This window comes from Streptomyces flavochromogenes, assembly GCF_000717595.1.
GTDB lineage: Bacteria > Actinomycetota > Actinomycetes > Streptomycetales > Streptomycetaceae > Streptomyces > Streptomyces flavochromogenes.
Genome location: NZ_JNZO01000002.1, coordinates 182,356 through 205,285, shown reverse-complemented (window position 1 = coordinate 205,285; position 22,930 = coordinate 182,356). Strand labels below are relative to the sequence as shown.

General features: G+C 73.7%; 15 protein-coding genes. 10 read left to right on the top strand and 5 right to left on the bottom strand.

Annotated features, from left to right (window positions below; genetic code table 11):
- The first annotated feature begins 84 nt into the window (after positions 1-84).
- The 5 genes from IF00_RS0103030 (at position 85) to IF00_RS0103010 (ending at position 8,814) form a co-directional block, all read left to right on the top strand.
- Positions 85-1,092 (top strand): SPFH domain-containing protein, encoded by a 1,008-nt coding sequence (locus IF00_RS0103030; RefSeq protein ID WP_030313893.1) that lies wholly within the window; start codon positions 85-87, stop codon positions 1,090-1,092.
- Complete coding sequence (locus tag IF00_RS0103025; RefSeq protein ID WP_030313891.1) at positions 1,089-1,988, top strand: NAD(+)/NADH kinase; 900 nt, start codon at positions 1,089-1,091, stop codon at positions 1,986-1,988. Before IF00_RS0103030 ends, IF00_RS0103025 begins: the two co-directional genes overlap by 4 nt.
- 373 nt (positions 1,989-2,361) lie before the next feature.
- Positions 2,362-3,228 (top strand): GNAT family N-acetyltransferase, encoded by an 867-nt coding sequence (locus IF00_RS0103020; RefSeq protein WP_030313889.1) that lies wholly within the window; start codon positions 2,362-2,364, stop codon positions 3,226-3,228.
- Positions 3,229-3,957: 729 nt separating this feature from the next.
- Positions 3,958-5,652 carry a S8 family serine peptidase gene (locus tag IF00_RS0103015; protein WP_037637426.1) on the top strand — a complete coding sequence of 565 codons (1,695 nt, stop codon included), beginning with the start codon at positions 3,958-3,960 and terminating at the stop codon, positions 5,650-5,652.
- 228 nt (positions 5,653-5,880) lie between these two features.
- Positions 5,881-8,814, top strand: a complete 2,934-nt coding sequence (locus IF00_RS0103010) for a helix-turn-helix transcriptional regulator (protein WP_037637402.1) — start codon at positions 5,881-5,883, stop codon at positions 8,812-8,814.
- On the opposite strand, the gene IF00_RS0103005 is transcribed toward IF00_RS0103010, so the two are convergent.
- The gene (locus IF00_RS0103005) at positions 8,804-9,631 is read right to left on the bottom strand and encodes a caspase family protein (RefSeq protein ID WP_030313883.1); all 828 of its coding nucleotides are present in this window, start codon (positions 9,629-9,631) and stop codon (positions 8,804-8,806) included. The genes IF00_RS0103010 and IF00_RS0103005 overlap by 11 nt on opposite strands.
- 120 nt (positions 9,632-9,751) lie before the next feature.
- Between IF00_RS0103005 and IF00_RS0103000 the strand changes: the two genes are divergently transcribed.
- The 3 genes from IF00_RS0103000 (at position 9,752) to IF00_RS0102985 (ending at position 17,427) form a co-directional block, all read left to right on the top strand.
- Positions 9,752-10,639: a DNA/RNA non-specific endonuclease gene (locus IF00_RS0103000; protein WP_037637401.1), complete on the top strand. Its 888-nt coding sequence runs from the start codon at positions 9,752-9,754 to the stop codon at positions 10,637-10,639.
- A gap of 172 nt (positions 10,640-10,811) precedes the next feature.
- Positions 10,812-16,337, top strand: a complete 5,526-nt coding sequence (locus tag IF00_RS43360; RefSeq protein ID WP_051819738.1) for a trypsin-like peptidase domain-containing protein — start codon at positions 10,812-10,814, stop codon at positions 16,335-16,337.
- Between the two features lie 7 nt (positions 16,338-16,344).
- Positions 16,345-17,427: a trypsin-like serine peptidase gene (locus IF00_RS0102985; protein ID WP_030313879.1), complete on the top strand. Its 1,083-nt coding sequence runs from the start codon at positions 16,345-16,347 to the stop codon at positions 17,425-17,427.
- 41 nt (positions 17,428-17,468) lie between these two features.
- On the opposite strand, the gene IF00_RS0102980 is transcribed toward IF00_RS0102985, so the two are convergent.
- Positions 17,469-18,068, bottom strand: coding sequence for a hypothetical protein (locus IF00_RS0102980; protein ID WP_030313878.1), 600 nt, complete (start codon positions 18,066-18,068; stop codon positions 17,469-17,471).
- Positions 18,069-18,101: 33 nt separating this feature from the next.
- The gene (locus IF00_RS0102975) at positions 18,102-18,764 is read right to left on the bottom strand and encodes a maltokinase N-terminal cap-like domain-containing protein (RefSeq protein WP_030313876.1); all 663 of its coding nucleotides are present in this window, start codon (positions 18,762-18,764) and stop codon (positions 18,102-18,104) included.
- Between the two features lie 157 nt (positions 18,765-18,921).
- Between IF00_RS0102975 and IF00_RS0102970 the strand changes: the two genes are divergently transcribed.
- Entirely contained in the window at positions 18,922-20,208 is a 1,287-nt protein-coding gene (locus IF00_RS0102970) for a serine hydrolase domain-containing protein (RefSeq protein WP_051819736.1), read from the top strand.
- Between the two features lie 116 nt (positions 20,209-20,324).
- Entirely contained in the window at positions 20,325-20,792 is a 468-nt protein-coding gene (locus tag IF00_RS0102965) for a GreA/GreB family elongation factor (protein WP_030313872.1), read from the top strand.
- On the opposite strand, the gene IF00_RS0102960 is transcribed toward IF00_RS0102965, so the two are convergent.
- Entirely contained in the window at positions 20,734-22,233 is a 1,500-nt protein-coding gene (locus IF00_RS0102960) for a phytoene desaturase family protein (RefSeq protein WP_078944510.1), read from the bottom strand. The two genes, IF00_RS0102965 and IF00_RS0102960, sit on opposite strands and share 59 nt — an antisense overlap.
- Before the next feature lie 40 nt (positions 22,234-22,273).
- The gene (locus tag IF00_RS0102955) at positions 22,274-22,909 is read right to left on the bottom strand and encodes a DUF1345 domain-containing protein (protein ID WP_030313867.1); all 636 of its coding nucleotides are present in this window, start codon (positions 22,907-22,909) and stop codon (positions 22,274-22,276) included.
- Positions 22,910-22,930: the final 21 nt, after the last annotated feature.

Here is a 22,930-nt window from a genome sequence, read left to right as displayed (position 1 = left end):
CCCGGCGGGACGCGCTGAATTCGTCATCTTGACGACAACCCGGCAAACCCCCTATCGTCAACATGACGACAAGGGGGTTTCTTCATGGCCGACATCACCCGGCGGGCCGGCTGGCGCCATCTGCGCTCCGCACCCACCGCGCACATCCGCCACCAGCGCCGCGGCAAGCTCGTGCACGACGGCGAGGGACTGAGCTTCTGGTTCCGCCCGCGCACCGCGGCCCTCTCCGAGGTCCCGGTCAACGACCGGGAACTGGCCATGGCCTTCCACGCCCGGACCGCCGACTTCCAGGACGTCAGCGTCCAGTCCACCGTCACCTACCGGATCGGCGACCCGGCGGCCGCCGCCACCCGGCTCGACTTCTCCATCGACCCCGACACGGGCGCGTGGCGCGGCACCCCGCTGGAGCAGATCGCCACCCTCCTCACCGAGACCGCCCAGCAGCACGCCCTCGACGTCCTCGCCCGCACCGCCCTGGCCGAGGCGCTCGTCGACGGCGTGGCGGCGGTACGGGACCGCGTCACGGCCGGACTCGCGGCCGAGCCCCGGCTGCCGTCCACCGGCATCGAGGTCGTCGCCGTCCGGGTGGTCGCGATCCGGCCCGAACCCGAGGTCGAGCGCGCCCTGCGCACCCCTGCCCGCGAGCAGATCCAGCAGGAGGCCGACCGGGCCACGTACGAACGCCGCGCGGTCGCCGTCGAACGCGAGCGCGCCATCGCGGAGAACGAGCTGGCGAGCAAGATCGAGCTGGCCCGCCAGGAGGAGCGGCTCGTCGAGCAGCGCGGCACCAACGCCCGTCGCGAGGCCGAGGAGAACGCCGCCGCCGACGCCGTACGAGCCGAGGCCGAGGCCGTACGGAAGGTCCGCCTCGCGCGGGCCGAGGCGGAGGCTGCACGCGAGGTCGGGCAGGCGCGCGCCGGAGCGCAGTCCTCGTGGCTGCGGGCGCACGCCGAGGTCGAACCCGCCACCCTGCACGCCCTGGCCGTGTCCCGCGCCGCCGAGAACCTGCCCCGGATCGAGCACCTGACGCTCTCGCCCGACGTCCTGACAGGGCTCCTTGCCAAGCTCGGCGAGGGCGGGGCCCGGCCGTGAGCCTCGCGCCGCGCGCGGTGCTCGTGCACCGGACCACGGAGTACGAGGAGCTGCTCGCCCGGCACGGCACGCACGGTCAGGCCGCGTTCTTCCTCTCCGCGCGCGGCCGCTCGGTCGACGCCGTGCGCGAGCGGCACGACCGCACCCACCGCGCGCTGGCCGAGGTGGCGGCCGCGGTGCCCCTGACCTGGCGGCAGACCAGGGTGGAGCGCGCCGATCTGGACCGGTTCCTGTTCGGGCCCGAGGACGTGGTCGTGGTGGTGGGGCAGGACGGTCTGGTCGCCAACGCGGCGAAGTACCTCACCGGTCAGCCCGTCATCGGCATCGACGCCGACCCGGGGCGCAACCCGGGCGTCCTGGTCCGCCACCGGGCGGACCGGGCACGGCGCCTGCTGCCGTACGCGGCGGGGGCCGCGGTGACGGTCGACGAGCTGACGATGGTGGAGGCCGTCACCGACGACGCGCAGCGGCTGCTGGCGCTGAACGAGATCTATGTCGGGCCGCGCGGCCATCAGACCGCCCGGTACACCCTGGATCTCGACGCGACGGAGCTTCCGCCGGAGGCCCAGGCCTCGTCGGGGGTGCTCGTGGGCACGGGTACGGGGGCCACGGGCTGGCTGCGGTCCCTGTGGGAGCAGCGCTCCAGCGCGCTCGCGCTCCCCGCGCCGGCGGATGCCCGGCTCGCGTGGTTCGTCCGTGAGGCGTGGCCGTCCCCGACGACCGGAACGAGCCGGGTCGAGGGCCTCCTCGACCCGGGTCAGGGGCTGCGCCTCACCGTCGAGTCGGACCGGCTGGTGGTGTTCGGCGACGGCGTCGAGTCGGACGCGCTGGAGCTGTCATGGGGTCAGACCGTGCGCCTCACGGTCGCGGGGCCGCGGCTCCGTCTCGTCCACTGACGGCGGTCCGCCGGCGGAGGCCCGTCCGAGGCGGTCCACCGAGCCGGTCCGTCCCAAGCGGTCCACCGAGGCGGTCCGCCGACGGCGGGCCCGGGCCGCCGACGGCGGGATCGCGCCCTTCGACCACCCGCGGCCGGGTCGGCGAGCCGCCGAGCGCCGCGGCCTGAATCGATCGGCCCGGGACGGGGGCGGTGGCGCGGGGCGCTAGGCTCGGCGCGCTTTGCCCGGTTCACCGCAGGGGTTCTGTCCACGTTTCATCCTGTTCCGCTCCTTCCCGGGTCCCGGCCCCGGGCCCCAGGCCCGGTCGCGAGGTCCCGGTCCCCCGGTCCCCCGATCGAGTACGCACCCGCTCCCGGCTGTTGAAGGGATCCCCATGGCCTCCGCCTCCTCCGGCCCGCTCTCCGTCTCCCCCGCCACGGAGCGGGACTGGGCGCTCGTGCGCGGCTGGGCGGCCGAGGAGGGGTGGAACCCGGGGCTCTCGGACGCCGCGGCGTTCTTCGCGCAGGATCCCCGGGGGTTCTTCCTCGGCCGGGTCGCGGGGGAGCCCGTATCCGCCATTTCGGTCGTCACCTACGACGACGCGTACGCGTTCCTCGGCTTCTATCTCGTACGGCCCGAACTCCGCGGCCTCGGTCACGGTCTGGCCACGTGGCGGGCCGCGCTCGCGCACGCCGGCGACCGGTCCGTCGGGCTCGACGGGGTGCCGGCGCAGCAGGACAACTACCGGCGCTCCGGATTCGCGACGGCGTACCGCACGGCGCGCTACGTGGGCGAGGTCCCGGCTCCCGACGCCCCGGTGACCGGCGTGGTGCCCGCCGGGTCCGTGGATCCGGCCGCCCTCGCCGCGTACGACAACGCCTGCCATCACGCCGACCGGCCGCGGTTCCTGGCCGCCTGGCTGGCCACGCCCGGCCATCGTGCGCTGGTACGGATCGTCGACGGACGTCCGACGGGGTACGGGGTGGTCCGGCGGGCGCAGGACGAGGCACGGGTGGGGCCGCTGTTCGCGGACACCCCGGCCGACGCCGCCGCCCTGCTCGACGCGCTCGCCGCCGAGGCGCGGGAGTTCGGCTCGGCGCGGATCGCGGTCGACATGCCGGAGTCGAATCCGGCGGCGGCGCGGCTGGCCGAGGAGCGGGGTCTGGAGCCGACGTTCGAGACGGCCCGGATGTACACGGGCCCGGTGCGCCCGGTGGCACGCGAGCGCGTGTACGGGGTGACGACGCTCGAACTCGGCTGAGGCCGCGCCCCTCCGAGCGCCCCGTCGCCCGCCACAGGCGGTCCGGACGCCCCCCGATGCCCCCGCCGGCCCCGGGCCCCCGGTGTCCCCAGCCGGCTCCGGGGCCCCCGCGGCCCCGGCGGCTTCGTCGGGGGGCCGCCCTCGGGCTCCGGCCGAGAGGTGTGTACCTTTCCCGTGGAGCAGGTACGTACCTAGTCCGCGAAACGTGCCTGTTCAGGCCGGTCGACCGGGCGTACTCCCGCCGCCCGGTGGGCGTGTGACAGGGCGCCGACTCCCGTGCCCGCACCCCCGGTCGCACCTCCCCTCACCGGACCCCCGCCGCCCCGTGAGGGGTGACAAGGGTTTTCCCCGTATCGGGTTCACCCCCCCGTTCCCTACTGTCCTCCGCACCGGCAGATATCATCCCCCGACCGCACCCTGACAGGTGCATGCGGAGGGTGGCATCCGCCGGGGACGGCCTTGACCCGGGCCGTCGCGCCGGTGGCGGCGCACGGGCCCCCCAGCCCAGGGAATGCCGGATCGCGACCCCACTTCGCTCCTGCGTCCCGCGCCGCCGCCACTGCTCCGCAGCTACGTCGTACTCGAAAGGGCCACACCTTGAACGGTTCCAGGCGGAGAGTCATATCCGTGGTCGCGAGCGCCGCGATCCTCGGTGCCGCTGCCACGACCGGGGCGATCGCCGCCGCCCCGGGCGCTGCCACCCCGAAGCCCGCACCGGCTTCGCAGACGATGCGGGCGCTTCCCAGCGCCCCGGTCGAGAAGGTCATCGTCACCTACAAGAGCCAGGCCGCCGAGGCCGGCTCGAACACCGCCGCGAAGAGCGACACGGCCGAGAAGGCCGCGAAGACGGGCGAGCAGCTCTCCTTCGAGCGTCGCCTCGCCGGCGGCGGCGCCCTGGTCGACCTGGGCGACAGCGCCACCAAGCAGGACGTGACGGAGGTCATGGCCGCGTTCCGCGCCGACCCGTCCGTCGCCTCGGTCGAGCCCGACATCCGCGCCTACGCGATGGCGGTCACGCCGAACGACACCGACTACACCAAGCAGTGGGACCTTTTCGAGCCCACCGGTGGCATGAACGTTCCTGCGGCCTGGGACAAGACGACCGGCTCCGGCGTCACCGTCGCGGTCATCGACACCGGCTACGCGGCCCACTCGGACGTGGCCGGCAACGTCGTCTCCGGCTACGACTTCATCTCGACCTCCGCCGACGCCCGCGACGGCAACGGCCGCGACGCGGACGCGAAGGACGAGGGCGACTGGAACGCCACCGACAACGAGTGCGGCACCGGCTCCAAGGCCTCGAACTCCTCCTGGCACGGCACCCACGTGGCCGGCACCATCGGCGCCGTCACGAACAACACCAAGGGCATCGCGGGCATCGCGTACAACGCGAAGATCCAGCCCGTGCGGGTGCTCGGCAAGTGCGGCGGCTCGTCCGCCGACATCGCCGACGCCATCACGTGGGCCTCCGGCGGCACCGTGCCGGGCGTCCCGGCCAACGCCACCCCGGCGAAGGTCATCAACCTGAGCCTGGGCGGCGCGAGCGCGACCTGCCCGAGCGTCTACCAGACCGCGATCAACGGCGCCGTCTCGCGCGGTACCACCGTCGTCGTCGCCGCGGGCAACAGCAACGCCAACGCCTCCGGATTCACCCCCGCGAACTGCGCGAACGTCATCAACGTGGCGTCCACCAGCCGTGAGGGCAACCGGTCGTACTACTCCAACTTCGGCGCCATCGTGGACGTGGCCGCGCCCGGCGGCGAGACCCGCCGCTCGACCGACACGCCCGGCACCGTCACCACCCCCGAGAACGGCATCTACTCCACGCTGAACTCGGGCGCGACCACCCAGTCGACCGAGAACTACAAGCCCTACCAGGGCACGTCGATGGCGGCGCCGCACATCGCCGGCCTCGCCGCCCTGCTGAAGTCGGCCAAGAGCACCCTCACCCCGGCCGAGATCGAGTCCGCGATCAAGGCCAACGCCCGCCCGCTGCCGGGCACCTGCACCGGCGGCTGCGGCACCGGCATCGCCGACTCGGCGAAGACCGTCGACGCCGTCACCACCACCCCGCCGGCCGGCACCGTCTTCACCAACGCGACCGATGTGACGATCTCGGACAACACCACCGTGTCGTCCTCGATCGCCGTCACCGGCCGCACCGGCAACGCTCCCGCCGCCCTCAAGGTCGGCGTGGACATCAAGCACACCTGGCGCGGTGACCTGGTCATCGACCTGGTCGCCCCCGACGGCACGGTGCGCAACCTCAAGGCGTCCTCCTCCTCGGACAGCGCCGACAACGTCCTGACCACGTACACGGTCGACGCGTCGAGCGAGGTCGCCAACGGCACCTGGAAGCTTCAGGTCCGCGATGTGGCCACGGGTGACACCGGCTACATCAACTCGTGGAGCCTGACCTTCTAAGGCGCCATCGCTCCACCACCGAACCACCCCCCACATCAGCATCATTGCTGGTCAGCGACGCGCTCGTGGTCTACACCACGGGCGCGTTCTGGCGTTCCGGGGTGCCGTCCCGCCGGGGCGCCCTGTCCGTATGCCGGACACAGGGCCTGGACTCCACCGGTGGGCTCCGTATTCTCTGCCCACGGGGCTCATGGGCCGGGGGCCCGAGCGCGCCGGAGGTGATGGACAGTGACGACAGCTCCGTACCTCGCCCTGCGCCCCACGGGTCCGGGGGGCCCCTCGGCGCCGGTGGGCCGCGAGGAACTCCTCGCCCGCCTCGAACGCGCCCTCCACACCCGGGGCCGGGCCCTGCTCACCGGGCCCGCCGGAGTCGGCAAGACCGAGCTCGCGCTCGCCGAGGCGACCCGCGCCGAGGCGCGCGGCGAGACCGTGCTGTGGCTGGCGACCCTGCCGTCCGACCGCGAGATACCCGGGGCGTCGGCCGCCGCGCTCGTGGCCTCGGTGGCGGCGACCGTGCACCGGCCGCAACCCGGCGGCAGGCGCCGTGAGCCCCGCCCGGCCGACAAGGCATCCGCCGGGCCCGAGGCCTCCGCGGTCTTCGACGAGCTGCCCGGGCCCCAGCGCACCGCCGTCGCCATGCTCTGCCGCGAGGCGCCGCTCGACGCCGGCGGCTGGGACCCGATCGCGCTCCGGCTCGGCATCGCCCAGATCCTCCGCACCCTGACCCGCCGGGGCCCGGTGCTCCTCGTCGTCGACGGTGTCCAGCACGTCGACGCGGACAGCGCGGACCTGCTCCGCTTCGCCCTCCACCTCGCGCCGCCCGCGCTGCGGGTGGTGGCCGTCGAGACACCGGAGCCGTACGGCGAGGCGGGCGAGCCCTACCGTGCGCCGCACCGCCCCGACGATCCGCACGCCGCCCACCTGTGGGTGCCGTCCGAGGCGGACGTGCTGCTCGTGCCGCCGCTGCACGCCGACGAGATCGCCGAACTCCTCATCCACCACCGGCTGCCCTCCCGGATGGCCGGCCGCATCCACCGCGCCAGCGGCGGCAATCCGCGGCTCGCGCTCGCCGTGGGCCGCTCGCTGGCCGACGCGCGGACCCCCGTCCACCACGCCGAGGCGCTGACGCTGTCCGGGCGCGCCCGCGACCTCGCCCGCCAGCTGCTCGGCGCCGCGCCCCTCGCCGTACGGGAGACGCTGCTGCTCGCGGCCCTCGCGCTGCGCCCCTCGTCGACACTGGTACGGCGGGCGGGACGGCCCAACGCGGAGGCGGACCTCGCGGCGGCCGAGCGCGCCGGGCTCGTGTCGCTCGCCGAGGACGGGTCGGTGACCTTCACCGCGGGGCTGCTGCCCTCCACCCTGGTGCACGACGCCTGTTGGGCCGAGCGGAGCGCCGGGCACGCGGCCCTCGCGGAGGTCGTGGACGACCCCGTGGAGGCGGTACGGCACCGGGCACTGGCCACCGACAGCCCGGACGAGGACCTCGCGGCCGAGGTCGCGAACGCGGCCGATCTGGCCCGGCGGCGCGGAAACAGCGCGCTCGCGGCCGAACTCGCCCTGCTGGCCGCCGAGTCGACGCCCGGACGGCACGGGACACGGCGGATCGCACGGCTCGTCGACGCCGCCGAGGAAGCCGCCCGCGCGGCCCGCGCCGACCTCGCCATGCGGGCCGCCACCGATCTGCTCGCCCGTGACGCGGTGCCCGCCGACCGCGTCAGGGCGCGGCTCGCCGTCCTCGACACCGCGGGGCAGGGGCTGACCGGGCTCGACGAGATGTACGTCCACGCCATGGAGGACTCGGAGGGCGACACCGCCCTGCGGGCCGCGGTGCAGCTCCGGCTCGCCGTCAAGTACGTGCTCGCGGACGGCGATCCCCAGCGCTCGCGGACGGCGGCCGTCGAATCGGCCGCGCTCGCCGCCTCCATGGGCGACCCGCGGACGGCGGCACAGGCGCTGACCGTGCAGGCGCGGATGGAGCGGGCCCTCGGCGCGCCGGACGCGGAGGCGGTGCTCGCGCAGGCCCGAGCCCTGGAGTTGGCCGAGCGGCCTCTCGGAATCCGCAACGCCGCACAGATCCTGACGATCCGACACGCGCTGTTCGACGACCGTCTGACGGACGCCCGCGACGAACTGAACGCGCTGCTGCCCCTGGTCCAGCGGCGCGGTTCGGTGGAGGACACGATCGAGCTGTTCTCCACACTGGCCGCCGTCGAGTCCCGCAGGGGCGCCTGCGCGGCCGCTCTCGCGCACGCCGGGCAGTCCCTCGCGCTCACTCTGGAGGCGGGCCTCTCCCCCGGCCCCGCCTGGTACACGCTGGCGCTCGCGGAGACGGCCGGCGGCAGCTTCGCGCGGGCGGCGAGCTACGCCCGGCGCAGCGTCCAGGCCTCCGAGGAGGAGGGCGACCGGGTGTTCCTCTCCCGCAGCCGGTACGCGCTCGGCCGGGTCCAGCTGATCAACGGGGACGTCGCCGCCGCCCTGGAGACCCTGCGGCGCGTCCAGGCCGACGAGCGCGCCCAGTCGACCGTGGACCCGTCGATGCTGCGCTGGCACGAGGAGCTGGCCGAGGCACTGCTCGCCCACGACGCGGGCGACGAGGCGCTGGCGCTCCTCGACGAGGTACGGCCGGTGGCGGCCCGGCTGGGCCGGTCCACGGTCCTGCTCGGCTGCGACCGGGCGTACGCCCTGTGGCTCGCGGCGGAGGGGCGCACGGACGAGGCGGCCCAGTTGCTCACCCGCACGGCAGAGGCCTTCGGCCGGGCCGGGCTGCCGCTGGAGCGGGGGCGGGCACTGATCGCCCTGGCCCGGGTGGAGCGCCGCAGACGGCGCCGGTCGGCGGCGCAGAGCGCGCTGCAGACGGCGGCCACGGTGTTCGAGCGGGCCGGAGCGACGCCGTGGCTCGCCCTGGCGTGCGAGTCCCCGGCGGGCGCCGTGGGCGAGAGCTCCGGGGGCGGCTCCGGGAGTGAGGAGGCCCTGCCGGCACTCTCCTCTCTGACGGAGGCCGAGCTGCGGCTCGCCCGGCTGGTGGGGCAGGGTGCCAGCAACCAGGAGGCGGCGGCGAAGCTGTATCTGAGTGTGAAGACGGTCGAGGCGCGGCTGACCCGGATCTACCAGAAGCTCGACGTCCGCTCGCGGGCGCAGCTCGCGACGGCGCTCAGACCGTGAACGGCCTCTGGTCCACGAACTCCTGGTCCGGGGTGGCGGTGAGGTAGAGGTTCGGGCTCTGGGTCGGGGGCAGTCTGCGCTGGATCGACCGGTGGAAGTCGCGGTGGCCGCCGCGGAAGGCGCCGTCGTCCCACACCTGGAGCAGCGCCTCGGTGAACGCGCCGTTGACGTCGCCGTCGGAGGCCTCCTGGTTGTCCTGGCAGGCCGAGACGAGGAGCGCGTCGGGGCCCGCTCCGTTCCGGGGCCGGGAGTCGGCGGGGGAGCGCCGGAGCTCGGCGTGGAAGCCACGGTCGCGGTCGTAGAGCTGCCGCTGCTGGGGCTCGGGCATGAAGCGGGCCGTGGCGTCGGCCACCGGTCCGCCGGGGATCTCGATGCTGCCGCCGCTGTGGCAGCAGTCGAAGAAGGAGACGATCCGTACGTCGTCGGCGAAGGCGCTGAAGGCGCGCTGGACCTCGTCGTCGAGGAACTGCCGGTCGTAGGGGACGAGGGTCTCGTCGAGCGCGTCCGGCTCGTCGTCGGAGCCGGTGGCGGCCGAGCCGTCGTTCTCGTCGGGCACCTGGCCGCCGTGGCCCGAGTAGCCGAAGAGCAGGATGTCGCCGGGGCCGAGCCGGGCGGCCGCGCCGCCGAGCACGGCGGTGACATTGGCGACGGTCCCTTCTGGGGTGAGCAGGACCGTGCTCTCGAATCCGGCGGCGCGGGCGAGCCGCGCCACGTCGTGGGCGTCGTTCTCGCAGGCGACCAGGGTCCCTTCCCGGCCCTCGTAGCGGGCGGGGTCGACGCTGTCGAGTCCGACGTGCAGGGCGAGTCCGGTGGCCATGGGGTGCCTCCTGGCGGAAAGAGGAGGAGGGCGGGAGAGCGGAGAGGAACCGGGGCGTCTGATCGAGTGGCCTGTGGTCCGGCGCCGAGCGCGCCCCTCTCCACGCGGTACCTACCTCGTATGAAGCCTTCCGATCCCCACCTCCCTCCGGGCACGGACGACGCCCGCCGCGCAGCGCTCGCCGACCGCACCGGCTACGACGAGGCCTTCCTCGGACCGGTCGTCCCGCTGCCGCTTCCGGTCCGGCAGTCGATCGGGACGGTGATCCTGCCGTACACCCACTTCACCGTGGTCTTCCGGCCCGACCGACGTCTCGCGGCCTCGACGGCCGTGTGCGTCGAGGGGCGGGAGCTCCTTGAGGACGTGCCCCGCGACGACGTCTGGCAGTTCGACCCGCGGCTGCCCGACGAGCAGCAGGCGGGCGAAGACATCTACCGGAACAACAGCCTCGACCGCGGCCATCTGGTCCGCCGGCTCGACCCGGTCTGGGGGCCCTCGGCCCTGGCCGCCCGCGCCAACACGGACACCTTCCACTTCACCAACGCCGCTCCCCAGGCGGATGTCTTCAACCAGGGCAAGCAGCTCTGGCAGGGCCTGGAGAACTACCTGCTCGACCACGCCGCCGTCTACGACCGGAGGCTGACCGTCCTCACGGGCCCGGTGCTCCACGACTCCGACCCGCCGTACCGGGGGATCCAGGTGCCGATGCGGTTCTGGAAGGTGGCCGCGTTCCTCCAGGACGGGGCGCTCGCGGCGGCCGCGTACGTGCTCGACCAGAGCCCCGACCTGAGCCGGGACGCGGAGCGGGCGCTCGCGGGGGCGACGACCGGCGCGCCGCCGCCGCTCGGCCCGTTCCGTACGTACCAGGTGCCCGTCTCGGACGTCGCGGAGATCACCGAGCTGGAGTTCGGGCCGCTGCCCGACGTGGACGTGATGCCGGCGACGCGGGCGCCCGAGGAGCGGTGGCGGCGGCTGGAGTCGTACGGGGACCTCGTGCTGCACCCCTGAGCCGAGGGGCGCCCCCGTGCCCGGTCCAGGCCTTCGCCGCCGCGCCCCCACAGCGATTGCGACCCCTTCGGGCCGGTGAAACGATGGGAGGGACGGGCCGTCCGGCCCGATCAGTTCACGTCCCGGCGCCGGAGCGACCGGCGCTGCGCCAAGAGCGCCGGGCAGGTGCGGTATGCCGCTCACCGAGACCGAGTGGGGGCTCGTCGCCAGTTGGGTGCGGGACCATCTCCTCGACACCCCGGAGCCCCGCGAACGACTGTTGCGTGCCGGGCTTCCGGCCGATTTCGTCGACGACCTGCCACTCACCCCGGACGCCGACCGCAATGCCCTCCTGGTGGTCGCGGCGGCCCGCAGGGACATCGCCCACCAGCGCCGGCTCCTCGTCGTCCTCGCCGGTCTCGACGCGCTCGCCGCCATCGACGATCCGCACGCCTTCGAACAGGGCGCCGAGGCGCGGAACCTGCTCACCCGGCTGCGGGAGGACGAGCGGCTGCGGCGCTCCCCGCGGGACCCGTTCGACAGCCTGCTCCTGAAGCACGGCACGGAGGTCTTCCTGAACCGCACCGAGCTGCGGCAGAAGCTGCGCGGCTTCCTCGCCGACCCGGAGCAGACGGTGCTGGTGGTCGACGGTCCCCCGGACAGCGGCCGCTCGTACACGTACGAGCTCATCCGTCATCTCGGCCAGCACCACGACTTCCGTCCGGTACGGGTGACGCTGTCCCGCACCTCGACGGCGGAACGGCTGATGGAACGGCTCTCGGCTTTCGTGGCGGGTCCCGAGACCAACGGTTTCCCGTTGAACCCCACACGGTTGAACGATCCACTGCCGACCCTGGAGGATGCCGCGCACCGGATCGTCGCGCGGGCGACGGCCGCCGAGGACCGCTTCTGGCTGGTCCTGGACGACTGCGACCGGCTGGACCCGCACGCGGACGTGTGGGACGCCATCGGGGTCCTGGCGCGGGCGATCTACGAGCACACTCCGGTGCGGGCCGATACCGTGCCCCGTCTGGTACTGCTCGGATACGCCACGACGATGCGTCAACTCCCGTACGAGGTGCGCAAGAACGAGTGCCGGGACACCACCCGACTCACCGACGAGGGCGATCTCCGGGACTTCTTCCGGGAGTTCTTCACGGACGCGGCACCGCCCGGGCAGGAGGGGGCCGTGGGGGAGCTGACGGACACGGCCGTGGCCGAGGTCCTGCGCGCGGTCGACTCACCCTCGAACGGCGACAGTTACATGCGCCGGCTGTGCACGGCGGTGGAGGACGTCGTACGGCTCCACCGGGCCCTGCCACCGCCGGCCTCACCGGACGGCGAGGCCGCCCACCAGCTGCGGGACGCACTGCGTGTGAGCCTCACCTCCCCCGCCGGCGCGCTGCCGGATCCCCGCCGCTCCTACCGCGAGGCCGCCTGTCTGCTCCAGGAGTTCGACCCCGCGCTGCTGCGGCTGCCCGGCGAGGAACGGCCCACCGGGCGGGCCGTCCTGGAACTCGTCGACGACTGCACCGCGCTGCCCTCCCCCGGGGCCATGGTCTGGACGCTCAAGCCGGACGTCCGCGAGGAGACCCTGGCGGGCCTCGCGGGTCCCGAAGCCGCTCTGAGCGTGCTGCGGTCGAATATGGATCTGTGCCCGGAGGGCCCCGGCCCCGAGCGCACCGCTCTGGCCCTGCTCACGGGCACGGGCACGGGGCTCCCTCCGGAGACGACCCCCGCCCTGCTCACCGGTACGGGCACGGGCCTCCCCCCGGAGGCGTCCCCACACCTCCAGGGCGGACCGCTCGCCATCGCGACCGCCGCCCCCACCGCACCGCCCTCCCTGACGGCACCCGCCTCCGTGACCGCACCGACCTCCGCGCCTGCCCGTGCCGCCGCGCCTTCCCCTGTCCCCGCGGCGGCCGTCCCTCCCCTGGACGACGTCGAGGAGCTGTCCGACACCCTCCAGGCCGTGCTCTGGCTCAGCCGGGTGCCGGGCGTGACCGGGCTCCCCTCCGTCGACGCCGTGCAGCACCGCCTGGAGACGGCCCGGCTGCTCCAGCCGATGCACCGGTTGATCCGGGGCACCTTCCACGGCCGCGCCGCCGAACTCGACTCCCTGCACGCCTACATCGCGCTCCCCGAGGAGCCCGCGGAGCCCCCGGTGCTCCTCCACGGCGTCGGCGGCATCGGCAAGAGCACCCTGCTCGCCAAGTTCCTCGTCGACGCCCTGGCCGCCTCGCCCACCGGATTCCCCTTCGCCTACATCGACTTCGCGCGTCCCACGCTCTCCGTCCACGAACCGGCCACCGTGATCGCCGAGATGGCCCGGCAGCTCGGCGTCCGCCTTCCCGCGCTCCGGCCGTCCTTCGAGGCGCTCGCCGACGAGTGCGAGCGGACGGCGGCGACCCAGCGCGGCGAACGCGACGAGCTCGACGAGCTTCACCAACTGGCCGGCACCCGGGCCACGCTCGGCCGCGACTACTCGACCGAGTTCCACGCCCGGGCGAGCGCCCACGAGCAGGACCTCGCCCACCGGATCGCGTCCCTGGTCGCCGAGGCCGTCCGCCCGGCGCCCGGCGGCACGCCGCCGCCGCTCGTCGTCGTCATCGACTCCTTCGAGGAGGCGCAGTACCGCGGCTCGCCCGTCCTCGGCCGGATGTGGGCGATCTGGACGGCGCTGCGGGCCGCCTACTCGCGCCTGCGGTTCATCGTCTCCGGGCGGGCGCCCATCGATCATCCGGCCCGAGTCCTGACCCCTCGCACGATGGAGCTCACCGAGCTCGACCACCAGGCCTCCGTGGACCTCCTGATGTCCTCGGGCGTCGTCGACGAGAGGCTCGCCGAGGACCTCGCCGACCGGATCGGCGGCCACCCGCTGAGCCTCAAGCTGGCGGCCCGTACGGCGGTCTCGGCGGGCGAGGCCGCCCCTTCGTCGCTCGGCGGCCTCCTGCGCGGACTGCCTTCCCGGCGGCGGTACTTCGACCGGCAGGTCGACCAGATGCTCATCCAGGGCACGCTGTACGACCGCATCCTCAAGCACATCGCGGAGGACGACCTCCGGGCGCTCGTGCAAGCGGGTCTGGCGCTGCGCTTCATCACCCCCGAGCTGGTCCGTGAGGTGCTCGCCGGTCCGGCGGGGCTCCACGTCGAGACCACCGGAGAGGCCCGCCGCCTCTACGGGCTGCTCACCTCCCGGGTCGACCTGATGGAGTCGGCGGGGCCCGACGCCATCCGGCACCGGTCCGATCTGCGGGCCATCATGCTGCGCCTCACGGACAGCGCGCGGACCGATCTGATGCGGGCCGTGGACCGCAGCGCCGTCGCCCACTACGCGGCCCTCGAAGGGTCCCGGAACCGTGCCGAGGAGATCTATCACCGGCTGCGGCTCGGCGAGAACCCCCGTACGGTCGAGGCGCGTTGGGAGCCTGGCGTCGCCGCCTACCTGGGCGGCTCGACGCACAAGGAGATGCCCGACCGGTCGGCGGCGTTCCTCCTCGGCAGGATCGGCGGCCATGTGCCCGACCAGATCATGACCGGGGCCGACCAGGAGGACTGGGAGCGGATCGCCGCACGCGAGGTCGAGGACCTGCTCACCCAGGGGTACGTGGAGGCGGCGGCGCAGCGGCTCTCCGAGCGACGGCCGTGGACGCCGTGCAGCCGGCTCCACGCGCTGCTCGCGGAGACCCTCGCCCGCTCCGGGCGGACGGCCGAGGCGCGGGCGACCGCCGAGCGGGCCGTGAACGGGGCGGCGCAGGCGGGCTGCGCGGAGACCCAGCTCGAACTGCTGCAGCTGTCGGCACGGCTCGCGCAGGACACGGGCGACTTCGCGGACGCCGACCGGGACCTCCAGGAGGCGGAGGACATCGCGGCGGGGCTCGGGCTGTCGTTCGAGTCCCTGGGGGTGCTCGTCGCCCGGTCGCGGCTCGCCGACCTCGCGGACGTCGATGCCGCCCCGGCGCGTGAGCGGCTCGCCAGGACGCTCCGGGGGATGCCCGACGCCGATCTGGCCAGGCAGCCGTCGCTGGCGCGTACGGCGGCCGCCACGGCCTGTCCCGAGGACCCCCAGCTGCTGGAGCACACCCTGCGGCTGGTGGGGCTGCCGGCGGACGAGGAAGCGGTGGTGACCGAACTCGCCCGCTGGATCGACACCACTCTCGTCGACGAGCCGGGACTCCGTGAGCCGCTGGCCCGCATCCTCGAGTCGGCCGCCGGGGAGGGCTCCGCGTCTCCCGCCGACGCGGCCCGGCTCGACCGTGACCGCATCGAGCGGGACCTGTGGGAGGCGCGGCGGCGCGGCACCCTGGACAGTGTCGCCCGGCAGGTGCTGACGCTCCGGGACGGCAGCGGGGACCTGCTGCTCGGCGTCGCCTCCGCGATGGACACGGGCCCGCCGCCGCGCGGCGCGATGCCGGGGGCCGGCTCGGGAACCGGGTTCGAACGCGTCTCCGAGGGCGAGGGGGGCGGTGGAGGGCTGTGGACGCGCCCGCCGCCGACCGCCGCCGGGGCCGCGCTCCGCAAGAAGCCGTTCCTCCGCCAGCAGGAACTCGTCCGGGTCCGCAACGCCGCCATGGAGGCCGGTCTCGCGGACCGGGCCGTCCGCTCCGCCCTCCTCAAGGGCATTCCCGGCAACTTCACGGCCACGCTCGAACAGCTGAACGACCCCCGGGAGCAGATCCACGCCGACCTGAACGCGATGAACCAGGTCGAACGGCTCATCGACGGTCTGGTGCCGCTGGAGATCTGGCTGCACAACGCCATCGAGCAGACCCGTGAACCGGGACCGCGAGCCGTCCTGCAGGGCGCCCTCGACACCGTCGCCCGCGCGATCACCGGTGAGGCGGAGCTCCCGGCGGAGATGATGCCCGGGGAGATGAAGGAGGAGATCGTCCTCCAGGACGACACCGTGCCGTACGAGTTCCTGCACGGCGGGATCCGGGCCGGTGCCTCCGTCGCCCTCCTGCGCATCCCCCCGTACGAGTCGGGAGCGCCGCTGCTGCCGTCCTATCCGCACGGCGGCACGGGCTGGATGATCGCCCCCGACCTCCTCATCACCAACCACCATGTGGTGATGGCTCGTTCCGCCGAGCAGCCGGGCGATCGTCCGTATGTCAGCGACGAGGACCTGCGCCTCCAGGCGCTCATGTCCCGCTCCCGCTTCGACTTCGTCGAGAACGCGGCCGCCGCCCCGGAGGCCACGGCCGGTGAGCTCGCCGCCTGGGACGCGGGCCTGGACTACGCCATCGTCCGGCTCTCCCCCGACCAGGCGAGCCGCCCCACCCTCCGGGTCGCCACCCGGCCGCTGCTCGTCCGCGAGCGGCAGCGCGTCCCCGTCAACATCATCCAGCACCCGGGCGGGCTGCCGAAGCGGGTCGCGCTGCGCAACAACCTGGTCTACCGGGCCGACGAGCACGACATCCTGTACTTCACCGACACCCGCGGCGGCTCGTCGGGCTCCCCGGTCTGCCTCGACGACTGGACGGTGGTGGGGCTGCACCGCGGGACGCGGAAGGTGGACGAGGTCGAGTTCCAGGGCGCCAGGACACGCTTCGTGAACGTCGGCACCCAGATGAGCGGCATCCTCGCCCATCTCCAGGAGTTCACGCCGGAGTTGTACGAGGAGATCATGGCGGCCCAGTCGGGCCGGCCGGCTCCGGCGCGCCCGGTGAACGTCACGAACGGGACGGACAGGACGCACGGCAACGGGAACCCGAGGTGAGTGAACCATGCCGAACGGATCACGGGGTGTGTCGCCGGTCGCGACCGCCACCGAGCGGATCTTCGGGGATCTGCAAGAGGTCGCCGCGCGGGTGCGCGGCCAACTGGAGGCGGAGATCACCGAGTCCACCTTCGAGCTCCCCGCCGCCGCGGCGCCGGCCTCCGAGATCTCCCGCTTCGCGCGCGAGGAACGGGCGCGCGTCCTGGAGGCCGGGGTCAGCGGTCTCGAGAAGCTGGCCACGCACCGGGAGGACGAGCTCGACGGCGACGAGTCGTTCGGTGTGGAGGCGATCGTGCTCATGGAGGGACGCCCGGCGATCCTCGTGCAGCGCCAGGACTTCGCCCCGCAGCACGACGAGTGGGCGGTCCTCGACGGCCAACGGCCCGCGATCCGCGAGTCCCTGGCCCGGGTCGGCCGGGTGGAGGTGTCCGGCCATCCGCGCCTGGACTGGGTCGGCACGGCCTTCGTCGTCGGCCCCCGCGCGGTGATGACGAACCGTCATGTGGCGGTGGAGTTCGCCCGGTCGGCGAACGGCGACGGCCGGTGGACCTTCGACTACGGGATGTCGGCGCGGGTCGACCCGGCGGAGGAGCTGCCGCTCGCGGGAGAGCCGCCGCCCGGGGCTTCGGTGCCGTACGAGATCACGGAGATCATCGGCATCCATCCGGACGTCGACATGGCGCTGCTCCGGATCGAACCGTCGGCGGACGGCTCCCTGCCCGCCCCGCTCGCGGTCGCGGCCGACGCCCCGGCGAGCGTCCCGGGCCGCCAGGTGTACGTGGTCGGCTACCCGGCCTGGGACGGCCGGCGCAACGAGCCGGAGTCGATGCGCCGGATCTTCATGGACGTCTACAACGTGAAGCGGCTCCAGCCGGGTGCGGCCACCGAGTTCACCCCGGGCGGCCTGGTCCTGAAGCACGACTGCTCGACCCTCGGCGGCAACAGCGGATCCCCGGTGTTCGACCTCGCCGACCACCGTGTCCTCGGCCTCCACTTCGGCGGCCGCTACGGCACGGGCAACTTCGCGGTCCCGCTGTGGGAGCTGGTGGACGACCCGCTGCTGGCCGCGGCGGAGGTCAACTGGGTCTAGGGTGCGGCCTGTGCGTCGGGCCAGGGTCCCGCCCGGGGCGCTCAGCCGAACCAGACCACCAGCCGGACGTTCTCGTCGCCGTGTTCGGCCGCGAGAGACCGCATCGACGCCCACACCGGCGCCCAGTCGCCGTCCGGCGGAACGATCATCCCGGGCGTGAGGACCACCGGACGGTAGACGGCGCCGTTCAGCCGGACCTCGCCGCCCGGTGGCCATTCATGGGGACACAGTTCCTCGCCGAAGAGCTCCGTCGCCGTGGCGTCCACCTCGGCCGGCGTCCAGAGCACGTCGCGCAGGACGAGTGCGCCGTCCGGCCCCGGCCGCCACTCCCCCACCCGGTGTCCGTCGGGGGCGTCGCAGACCGGCGCGTCCCAGTCGACCGCCGCGATCTCGGCCCAGGTCGCGTAGGAGTGGCTGTGGTTCAGTTCGTCACACCGCTTCGGTACCTCGTCGCAGGAGTCCTCCGGCCATCCCCGCGCGTCGAACAGGGGACGGTCCACACCGAGTCCGCCGCCGAAACCGAACAGGCACTCGCGCGCGTACCGCTGCTTCCCGAGGTCGAAGTCGAAGAGATCCACCTCCATCTCCCAGGCCGCGCCGGCCGTTCGTGCCTCGATCAATCCGTCGATGGACGCTCCCATGAACGCCGGTCCCCGCCCTCTCCGAAGCCCGCGCTAGGACCCGGTCCCGGTGCCCGCGACGGCGAACACGCCCCGGACCGCGGTTCCGTCGGGGAGCCGCCACTCGGCGGTGACTCCGCCGCCGTCACCCGGGGCCAGGTCCGTGCCGGCGCCGAGGACCCGCCGGACGCGCAGGGTCAGCGGGGCGGCCGCGTCGGCGGTCCGCACCACCACGTCCGTGTGGTCCGGGCCGTCCGTGACCCGTACGAGCTCCGCCGCGGCCGTGCCGTCCGCCGGTACCGGCGAGACGGCGACGGTGAGGTCCGGCGCGTCGGTCAGGGACTGGGCCTGTGCCTGGGCGCGGCCGGTGAGGAGCGCGTGCAACTGGGCCGCGAGCACGGGGTCGTGAGTGCCGTCGTAGATCCATCGCGTGCCGAGCACGCCGTGTTCGGAGGTGCCGACGAGGGCGTGCTCGGCTCCGTCCAGCGGCTCTCCGCGGTACGTCAGGGGGACGAGGTACGCGGTGGCCTCGTCACCCTCGCCGTCGGTCACCACCATGAACTCGATGCCGACCTCGCCCGCCGGGTCGTCGAGCCGGAACCCGCCGACCCGCGCCGGTCGCGCCTCCCCGCCCGTGTGCCACGCGCGGGTGGGGAGCCACTCGGTGAGCAGTTCCAGCTTGGTGGGCTGCATGGTGGTCTTGTGGATGACGGCCATCGTGCGGGTCTCCCTCTCGTTCGCGGGTCCGGCCCACCTCTTCCGTGGCCCGGGCATCGGCAACGTAACAGACCACGCCGCTGAGTCACCGTGCGAGGCGGGGCGCCCCGGCCTAGCCTGGGAGTGGAGTGTTGTCCCCGGCCGGCAGGAGGCCGCCGTGAGGTACTCACGCACATGCCGCAGGCGCGTCTGCGCGGGAATCGCGGCTCTCGGAATCTTCGCCGCCCCGCTGGGCGCGGGCACCGCCCTCGCCGCCGAACCACCCACCCCGGGCCCCTATCGGGCCGCGGCCCAACCCTCGATCCCTGGGCCCTACTTGGCGCCCGTGACGTCTTCGACACAGGGCGACTTCCCCGAACTCACCCCGGCCGTCACCGAACGCCTGGACAAGGCGATCCAGGACGTCATGAAGGAGGCCGGCGTCCCCGGTGTCACAGTCGGGCTCTCGGCGCCCGGCAAGGGCACGTACATCCGCTCCTTCGGCGTCGCCGACAAGGAGACCGGGCAGCCCATGCGGCCCGACCTGTACATGCGGATCGGCAGCGAGACCAAGACGTTCACGGTGACCGCGCTGCTCCAACTCGCCGATCAGGGCAGGCTGAACATCGACGACCCGATCTCCAAGTACGTCGACGGCGTGCCGAACGGCAACAGGATCACCCTGCGCAACCTCGCGTCCATGCGCAGCGGGCTCTTCAACTACTCGGCGGACGAGAGCTTCTACAAGGCGTTCACCTCGAACCCCGATCGCCCCTTCACCCCGCAGGAGTTGCTCGACTACGCGTTCAAGCACCCGATCCAGTTCCAGCCCGGGGCCGAGTTCGACTACTGCAACACCAACCTGATCCTGCTCGGACTCGTCGTGGAGAAGGTCAGCGGCACGCCGCTGCACGATTTCATCCAGAAGAACGTGCTCGACCCGACGGGCCTGGACCACACCGTCTTCCCGACCGACGCCGCGTTCCCGGAGCCGCACGCACACGGCTACACCATCCAGACCGCCTCGGGCCAGGTCGAGGACGCCACGAACTGGAACCCCTCCTGGGGCTGGGCGGCCGGCGCGATGATCTCGAACCTCCAGGACCTGCGCACCTGGGCGCGGGTGGTCGCCACCGGCACGCTGCTCACTCCGGAGACCCAGGCGGAGCGCCTCAAGGTCTATCCGACGGCCATCCCGGGCGCCGGATACGGACTCGGCATCTTCAACGTCCAGGGCTGGATCGGCCACAACGGCTCCCTGCCCGGGTACGAGTCGCTGACGATCTACCTGCCGGAGCCGCGGGCCACCCTGGTCGTCCTCCTCAACACGGACATACTGCACGACGGCAACGAACCCAGCACCCTCTTCGGTGAGGCGATCACCCGCGTCGTGACCCCGGACCACGTCTTCAACATCCCGGTCACGGCGGCGGCCCCGAGCAGCCCGAGCCCCAGCAAGAACTGAACCGGAGACCCTGCGGGTCTCCCCTGTGACGACGGCCGCCGACCTGACTGATAATGTCAGAAATGCCGCTTTTGACCTGCGGCACGTCATCGTGCCGCCGCACCACGGGAGCAGCAATGACCGGTGGACCCGAGCCCATCAGCGCCGTCGCCCGCGAGGCACTGGAGCGGGAGCTCGACGACCTCCGCACCGAACGCGAGGCCGTCGCCGTCACCCTCAAGGACGGCGGCGGCGACCAGACCGGCGACCGGGCCGACCAGGCCGACGAGCTGGAGCGCGCCACGGAACTCGACCGGCTGGACCGGCGCATTGACGAGATCGGAGGACGGCTGCGCGAGGCGGACGCCGCGGGCGCACCGCCCACCGACGCCGTCGGCGTGGGCACCACCGTGACCGTGCGCTTCGAGGACGGCACGGAGTCGACCGTCCAGATCGGCGAGGTGGCCGCCGTGCTCGACCGGACGATGGTCACCGCCGACAGCCCCCTGGGCGCCGCGCTGCTCGGTCACCGCGCGGGCGACACCGTCACGTACGTGACTCCCGAGGGGCCGGCCACGGCGGTCGTGCTGTCCCTCGGCGACTAGCCGGCCGGCCGCCCTGCCACGAGGCCCTCGCCCCGAGGTGGCGCAGGGCCGACGCCGCCGCTCCCGCGCCGCACATGCCGTGGGCGCCGGGGCCGGGCGGGGTGGCGGCCGAGCAGAGGAACACGCCGGGCAGTGAGGTGGCGTACGGGTCGAGCGCGGGGCGTGCGCCCAGGAGAAGTTGGGGGACGGTCTTGGCTCCGGTGAGGATGTCGCCGCCGGCGAAGTTGGGGTTGGCGGCGGCGAAGTCGGCCGGGCGGGTGAGGTGTCGGCCCACGATGCGTTCGCGGACGCCGGGCGCGAAGCGTTCGAGCTGCCGCAGGATCGACTCCGTCGCGTCGCCCTCGTAGCCGTACGGGACGTGGGCGTACGTCCAGACGGGGTGGACGTCGCCGACGGACCGGGCGGGGTCGGCGAGGTACTGCTGTCCCACGAGCACGAAGGGCCGCTCGGGCATCCGGCCCTCCGTCACCTCCTTCTCGGTGAAGGCCACTTCGGCGAGCGGACCGCCGAGGTGCACGGTGCCGGCGCGCCGGGCCCGTTCGTCCGTCCAGGGCACCCCGCCCTCGACGGCGAGGTCGAGCTTGAAGGCTCCGGGGCCGCGCCGGAAGCGCCGGTACGCGGCTGACACCCGCGCCGGCAGCCGGTCGCCGTAGAGGCGTGCGACCTGGCCGGGGTCCAGGTCGAGGAGGGTCACGTCGGCGGGCGGGAGCTGTCTGCGGTCGGTGATTCGTACGCCGGTGTGGATCGCGCCGCCGTGCTCGGCGAGTACGGCGGCCATGCCGCGCGCGATGGAGTGCGAGCCGCCCTCGGCGACGGCCCATCCGGCGGCGTGCCCGGCGGTGAGGATGCCGAGCCCGATGGCCGAGCTGAACGGGTCGGAGAGCGGGCGGAAGGAGTGCGCGGCCACTCCGGCCCACAGTGCCCGCGCCTGCGGCGTGCGGAAGAGCCGCGCGAGGGCGGAGGCGGGCAGGACGGTCGGCAGGCCGAAACGGGCCAGCGGCAGCGGATGCGCCGGGATCCGGAGCAGCGGGCCCATGACGTCGGGGGCGAGCATGTCCCACCGCCGTACGGAGGGCTCCACCAGGGCCCGGTAGCGGGCGCCGTCGACGCCGAGCCCGGTGGCGGTCTCCGCCACGGACCGGAACAGGACACCGGCCGTCCCGTCGTCGAGGGGGTGGACGCAGTCGATCTCGGGCTGCCGCCAGCGCAGCCCGTGGCGTTCCAGGCCGAGCGAGCGGAGGGCGGGAGAGGTGACGGCCATCGGGTGGATGGCGGAGCAGTGGTCGTGCAGCAGACCGGGCAGGATCGCCTCGAAGCTGCGGGTGCCGCCGCCGATCTCCTCGGCGGCCTCCAGGACGGTGACCTCCAGGCCCTCGCGCGCGAGCAGGGCGGCGGCGGCGAGCCCGTTGGGCCCTGCACCGACGACGACGGCCGTGGTCATGACGTGCTCTCCAGGGGTGCAGTCTCCGTGCGGAACCGCCTCAGCCCGTGACGATGCCCGTGACGAGATTGATGGTGGTGGCCAGGATACTCACGCCGAAGACGTACGACAGCAGGCAGTGACGGAGCGCGATCGCGCGGATCCTCGTGCTGGAGACGTCGGTGTCGGAGACCTGGTAGGTCATGCCGAGGTTGTAGCTGAAGTAGAGGAAGTCGCTGTAGCGGGGCGGTTCCCGGGAGTTGAAGTCGATCCCGCCGCCGGGCTTCAGGTAGTAGACGTACGCGTACCGGGTGGCGTACATCAGGTGCAGCGCCGCCCATGCCATGAACACCCCGGCGAGCGCGGTCGCCGCGGCGGCGTGGCTCAGATCCGATCTGCCGACCAGGAGCAGGACGATGATGCCGACGAGTCCGGCCACCGCCGTCCCGACGACGGCGAGCTCCTCGACGACGGGCCGGAACTCCTCGCGGCGTACGTTGCGATGGGTGGTGGTGGCGTCCATGGGCCACAGCGTGACCCATCCGGCGACGACGAAGAGCGTCTCCCCGACGGCGATCGCGGAGAGGACGCCCAGCGGCACGTGGGTGGTGGCGCCGACGACGACGCCGACCGCCGCCCCGACCAGCGCCGAGACGGCGAGGCGGGGTACGGCGGAGAGCAGCAGCGGACTCTTCACGGCGTGTGGCCTCCCGGCTCT

Coding starts and splice junctions, on each gene's coding strand:
- IF00_RS0103030 (WP_030313893.1), top strand. CDS start 85: ATGGCCGACATCACCCGGCGGGCCGGCTGGCGCCATCTGCGCTCCGCA.
- IF00_RS0103020 (WP_030313889.1), top strand. CDS start 2,362: ATGGCCTCCGCCTCCTCCGGCCCGCTCTCCGTCTCCCCCGCCACGGAG.
- IF00_RS0103015 (WP_037637426.1), top strand. CDS start 3,958: ATGCGGGCGCTTCCCAGCGCCCCGGTCGAGAAGGTCATCGTCACCTAC.
- IF00_RS0103005 (WP_030313883.1), bottom strand. CDS start 9,631: ATGGCCACCGGACTCGCCCTGCACGTCGGACTCGACAGCGTCGACCCC.
- IF00_RS0103000 (WP_037637401.1), top strand. CDS start 9,752: ATGAAGCCTTCCGATCCCCACCTCCCTCCGGGCACGGACGACGCCCGC.
- IF00_RS43360 (WP_051819738.1), top strand. CDS start 10,812: ATGCCGCTCACCGAGACCGAGTGGGGGCTCGTCGCCAGTTGGGTGCGG.
- IF00_RS0102985 (WP_030313879.1), top strand. CDS start 16,345: ATGCCGAACGGATCACGGGGTGTGTCGCCGGTCGCGACCGCCACCGAG.
- IF00_RS0102980 (WP_030313878.1), bottom strand. CDS start 18,068: ATGGGAGCGTCCATCGACGGATTGATCGAGGCACGAACGGCCGGCGCG.
- IF00_RS0102975 (WP_030313876.1), bottom strand. CDS start 18,764: ATGGCCGTCATCCACAAGACCACCATGCAGCCCACCAAGCTGGAACTG.
- IF00_RS0102965 (WP_030313872.1), top strand. CDS start 20,325: ATGACCGGTGGACCCGAGCCCATCAGCGCCGTCGCCCGCGAGGCACTG.
- IF00_RS0102960 (WP_078944510.1), bottom strand. CDS start 22,233: ATGACCACGGCCGTCGTCGTCGGTGCAGGGCCCAACGGGCTCGCCGCC.